General features: G+C 65.2%; 3 protein-coding genes and 3 pseudogenes. All 6 read left to right on the plus strand.

Annotated elements, in window-relative coordinates:
• Nucleotides 1-177, plus strand: a pseudogene (locus AKL29_RS45170) (UDP-N-acetylglucosamine--N-acetylmuramyl-(pentapeptide) pyrophosphoryl-undecaprenol N-acetylglucosamine transferase); the annotation flags it as partial.
• Nucleotides 178-297: 120 nt separating this feature from the next.
• Nucleotides 298-1,701 (plus strand): UDP-N-acetylmuramate--L-alanine ligase, encoded by a 1,404-nt coding sequence (gene murC, locus AKL29_RS20515; protein WP_050385394.1) that lies wholly within the window; start codon nucleotides 298-300, stop codon nucleotides 1,699-1,701.
• Nucleotides 1,702-1,703: 2 nt separating this feature from the next.
• Complete coding sequence (gene murB / locus AKL29_RS20520; RefSeq protein WP_028332546.1) at nucleotides 1,704-2,624, plus strand: UDP-N-acetylmuramate dehydrogenase; 921 nt, start codon at nucleotides 1,704-1,706, stop codon at nucleotides 2,622-2,624.
• A 142-nt stretch (nucleotides 2,625-2,766) separates the two neighbouring features.
• Entirely contained in the window at nucleotides 2,767-3,753 is a 987-nt protein-coding gene (locus tag AKL29_RS20525) for a D-alanine--D-alanine ligase family protein (protein ID WP_050385395.1), read from the plus strand.
• 68 nt (nucleotides 3,754-3,821) lie between these two features.
• Nucleotides 3,822-4,146, plus strand: a pseudogene (locus AKL29_RS45175) (D-alanine--D-alanine ligase); the annotation flags it as partial.
• A pseudogene (locus tag AKL29_RS20530) lies at nucleotides 4,086-4,786 on the plus strand (cell division protein FtsQ/DivIB); the annotation flags it as partial. The pseudogenes AKL29_RS45175 and AKL29_RS20530, both read left to right, overlap by 61 nt.

Consider the following 4,786-nt stretch of genomic DNA (forward strand, 5'->3'; position numbering starts at 1 on the left):
GGCGCGCTGCGCATCGCGCAGAGCGACTTCACGTCCGAGCGGCTGGCCGCTGACATTTCGGCCTACGCTGCCGAACCCGCGAAACTGACCGCGATGGCGGCGTCAGCGCGCGGCGTCGGCCGGCTCGATGCCGCCGAGCGGCTGGCCGATCTGGTGGCGAAAGTGGCAGGAATTTAGGCCGCTTTCGAAGAATTTTCGGGCGTGGGACGCTATGGCCGGGCTTGTCCTGGCCATATCAGTCTTTCATAAGTCGGAGGATTGCCGGGTGAGCCCGGACACGATGAAGGTGTTAGCAACATGAGACTGCCGCGCGAGATCGGACCCATTCACTTCGTCGGGATCGGCGGCATCGGCATGAGCGGCATCGCCGAGGTGCTGATCAATCTCGGCTACACCGTGCAGGGTTCCGATGCTTCGGATAACTACAACCTGGACCGGCTGCGCAAGAAGGGCGCAAAAATCTCGGTCGGCCACGCCGCCGAGAATGTCGACGGCGCCGATGTCGTCGTGGTCTCGACTGCGATCAAGCGCGATAATCCCGAACTGATGGCGGCCCGCGCGCGACGCATTCCGGTGGTGCGGCGCGCCGAGATGCTGGCGGAACTGATGCGGCTGAAGAGCTGCGTCGCGATCGCCGGCACCCATGGCAAGACCACCACGACCACGATGGTGGCGACCCTGCTCGATGCCGGCGGGCTCGACCCGACCGTGATCAATGGCGGCATCATCAACGCCTATGGCTCCAACGCGCGGCTCGGTGCTGGCGACTGGATGGTGGTTGAGGCCGACGAGAGCGACGGCACCTTCCTGAAGCTGCCGTCCGACGTCGTCATCGTCACCAATATCGACCCCGAGCATCTCGATCACTTCAAGACCTTCGAAGCGATCCAGGACGCGTTCCGCAATTTCGTCGAGAACGTCCCGTTCTACGGCTTTGCCGTGATGTGCACCGATCACCCCGTGGTGCAAACTCTCGTCGGCAAGATCGAAGACCGCCGCATCATCACCTACGGCCAGAACCCGCAGGCCGATGCGCAGCTCAAGGATCTGACGCCGATGGGCGGCGGCTCGAAATTCTCGGTCGCGATCCGCGATCGCAAGTCCGGCGCGGTCCATGAGATCGCCGATATCATGCTGCCGATGCCGGGGCGCCACAACGCATCGAATGCGACGGCGGCGATCGCGGTGGCGCACGAGCTCGGCGTGTCCGACGACGTCATCCGCCAGGCCATGGCCGGCTTCGGCGGCGTCAAGCGGCGCTTCACCAAGACCGGCGAGACCAACGGCATCACCGTGATCGACGATTACGGTCATCATCCGGTCGAGATCGCAGCCGTGCTGAAGGCGGCGCGGGAATCCGTCAACGGCAAGATCGTCGCCGTGGTGCAGCCGCATCGCTACACCCGCCTGCAATCGCTGTTCGAGGAATTCTGCACCTGCTTCAACGATGCCGATGCGGTCGTGGTCGCGGAGGTCTATCCGGCCGGCGAGGCGCCGATCGCCGGCATCGACCGCGACCATTTCGCCGCCGGCCTGCGCGCCCACGGCCATCGCAACGTTGTCCCGCTGCCGAACGCGGGCGAACTCGCAAAGATCGTGCACGGCCTCGCCAAGCCCGGTGACCTTGTCGTCTGCCTCGGCGCCGGCAACATCACGCAATGGGCCTACGCACTGCCTGCCGAATTGAAGGCGCTGGGGTGATCGTGACCTTCCCCGACATCACGCCCGATCTGAAAGCCGCGATGCCGGAGCTGCGCGGGCGGCTGCTGGCGAACCAGTCGCTGGCGGAGCTGACCTGGTTTCGCGTCGGCGGCCCGGCGCAGGTGCTGTTCACACCGGCAGATGAAGATGACCTCGCCTATTTCCTGAACCGCCTGCCGCAGGAATTGCCGGTCTATGTCGTCGGCGTCGGCTCCAATCTGATCGTGCGCGATGGCGGCATGCCCGGCGTCGTGATCCGGCTCGCGCCGCGCGCCTTCGGCGAGACCCGCGCGGTCGGCGATGTCGTCACCGCCGGCGCTGCGGCGCTCGACAAGCGCGTCGCCGAGACGGCTGCGGCGGCTGATATCGGCGGCATGGAATTCTTCTTCGGCATTCCCGGCACGGTCGGCGGCGCGCTGCGCATGAATGCCGGCGCCAACGGCGGCGAGACCAAAGACGTGCTGATCGAGGCCACCGGCATCGGCCGCGATGGAACGAAGCATACGTTCGGCAATGCCGACATGAAGTTCGTCTATCGCAACAGCGGCGTCGATCCGTCCATCGTCTTCACCTCGGCGCGCTTCCGCGGCACGATCACCGATGCTGAGGTGATCCGCGCCCGCATGAACGAGGTGCAGAGCCATCGCGAGACCGCGCAGCCGATCCGCGAGAAGACCGGCGGCTCGACCTTCAAGAATCCACCTGGCAACAGCGCCTGGAAGCTGATCGACGCCGCCGGCTGCCGCGGCCTCAAGGTCGGCGGCGCGCAGGTGTCGGAGATGCACTGCAATTTCCTGATCAACACCGGCAACGCCACCGGGCACGACATCGAGACGCTCGGCGAGACGGTGCGCGAACGGGTCAAGCAAAGCAGCGGAATTGAGCTACACTGGGAAATCAAGCGGATCGGAAATTCATCGTAGTCGTCATTCCGGGGCGATGCGCAGCATCGAACCCGGAATCCAGAGGTCGTTAATCGAGATTCCCGGGTGCGCGATTGCGCACCTGGGTCTGGTCCTTCGGACCATCCCGGAATGACGGAAGTAGCGAAGACAGGCAAAGAAGATGCAGGTGACCATTCTGTTCGGCGGCACCAACAAGGAGCGGCTGGTCTCGGTGGCGAGCACGCAGGCGCTGCACCGCGCGCTGCCCGACGCGGATCTCTGGTTCTGGGACGTCGACGACACCGTGCACGCGGTGACGTCGGAAAAACTGCTTGGCCACACGCGGCCGTTCGAGGTCGACTTCAAGCCCGACGGTCGCGGCATCGCACTCGAGCAGGCGCTCGACAAGGCGAGCGCCGAGCAGCGGGTGCTGGTGTTCGGTTTGCACGGCGGCCGCGCCGAGAATGGCGAATTGCAGGCGATGTGCGAGATGCGCGGCGTTGCGTTCACCGGCTCCGGTTCGGCATCATCGCATCTGGCGTTCGACAAGCCGTCGGCAAAGCGCTTCGCCGCGATCGCAGGCCTCAACGCGCCGCAGGGCATCAATGTCGAACAGATCGATGACGCCTTCGCGAAACACGGCAGGCTGATTGCGAAACCGGCCAAGGACGGATCGAGCTACGGGCTGATCTTCGTCAGCGCGAAGCAGGATCTCGTCGCGGTCCGCAATGCCGCGAAGCATGAAGAATATCTGATCGAGCCGTTCGTGTCGGGCGTGGAGGCGACCTGCGGCGTGCTCGAGCAGTCCGACGGCTCCGTGTTCGCGCTGCCGCCGATCGAGATCGTGCCGGGGGAGGGAACCTTCGACTACACAGCCAAATACCTTTTGAAGTCGACGCAGGAGATCTGTCCCGGCCGCTTCGCGCCTGAGGTCAGCGCCGCGATCATGGACCACGCGCTGCGGGCGCATCGTGCGTTGTCCTGCGCAGGCTACTCGCGCAGCGATTTCATCGTCTCGGCCAATGGCCCGGTCTATCTCGAGACCAACACCCTGCCGGGGCTCACCGCGGCATCACTGTACCCTAAGGCCTTGAAAGCACAGGGCATCGCCTTTGCCGACTTCCTCACCGACCAGATCGAGCTGGCCCGCCGCCGCGTCCGAAGTTAATGCCCGGCCGGGCGGAACCCGCCCTGGTCGGCCGGATGGAACCCGGGCGCTGTTGCTAAAATGCTAACGAGTTCGCGGCAAAGTACTCACAGCGTTGGTCAAAACACGCTCCAGGCCGAAGTCATTTACCGTTTGTTTACCAGGAAGCCCGAAGGTTAACGCTGGCGGCGCATGTAGCGCTTGGCTGCCGGGGCGTGAGCTGTCGCGGATTACCGCTTCGAGGATCGCAACCAGGGAACAGGGGGCCACTCTAATCCCACCGGTCTAGCCGAGACGTGATTTGTGCCGGGACCCGCGGGGTTTGCGGGCGCAACATGTGACGAGCTCGTGCAATGGATGGTGCAGGACGCCTCACCCGATCGCTGCGATCGCTGGGGCCTCAAGCTGACCTGAGAGCAGCCGCTATTGGAGCGGCGGTGCTGCTGCGCGAGTATATCGGCGCCCATCTCGCGCGCCGCAGGCGGCGTCCCGCCAAGCGGCCGCAGGTGATCGATCGCGAGCCGCCGAACCGCTACATCCTGATGGTCGAACGCTATCTGCCGCGCCGCATCGGCCTGGTCGCGACGCTCGCGATCCTGTTCGGCAGCCTGGGCCTCGGCATCGTCAAGGGCGGCCATGTCGAGGAATTCACCACCGCGCTCAGCGACACCCGCAACGCGCTTGCCAACACCGCCGGCTTCCGCATCACCACCGTCGGCATCAACGGCCGCAAGCAGCTGAGCCAGGACGAGGTGCTCGCGATCGGCGGCGTCAATGGCCGCTCCTCGCTGCTGTTCCTCGACGCCGACACCGTGCGCGCCAAGTTGAAGGCCAATCCCTGGATCGCGGATGCAACGATCCTGAAGCTCTATCCGGGCCGGCTGCAGATCGACATCGTCGAGCGCACCGCCTTCGCGCTGTGGCAGCAGAACGGCCGCCTGTCGGTGATCGCCTCCGACGGCGCGGTGCTCGAGCCCTACGTCTCGCGCCGCTTCCTCAATCTGCCGCTCGTGGTCGGCAAAGGCGCCGACGTCAGGGCTCACGACTTTCTGGC

It is taken from the genome of Bradyrhizobium pachyrhizi (assembly GCF_001189245.1).
GTDB classification, from domain to species: domain Bacteria; phylum Pseudomonadota; class Alphaproteobacteria; order Rhizobiales; family Xanthobacteraceae; genus Bradyrhizobium; species Bradyrhizobium pachyrhizi.

What these genes read in the sequence shown, in the direction of transcription:
- murC (WP_050385394.1), top strand. Translation starts at nt 298, where the DNA reads ATGAGACTGCCGCGCGAGATCGGACCCATTCACTTCGTCGGGATCGGC.
- AKL29_RS20525 (WP_050385395.1), top strand. Translation starts at nt 2,767, where the DNA reads ATGCAGGTGACCATTCTGTTCGGCGGCACCAACAAGGAGCGGCTGGTC.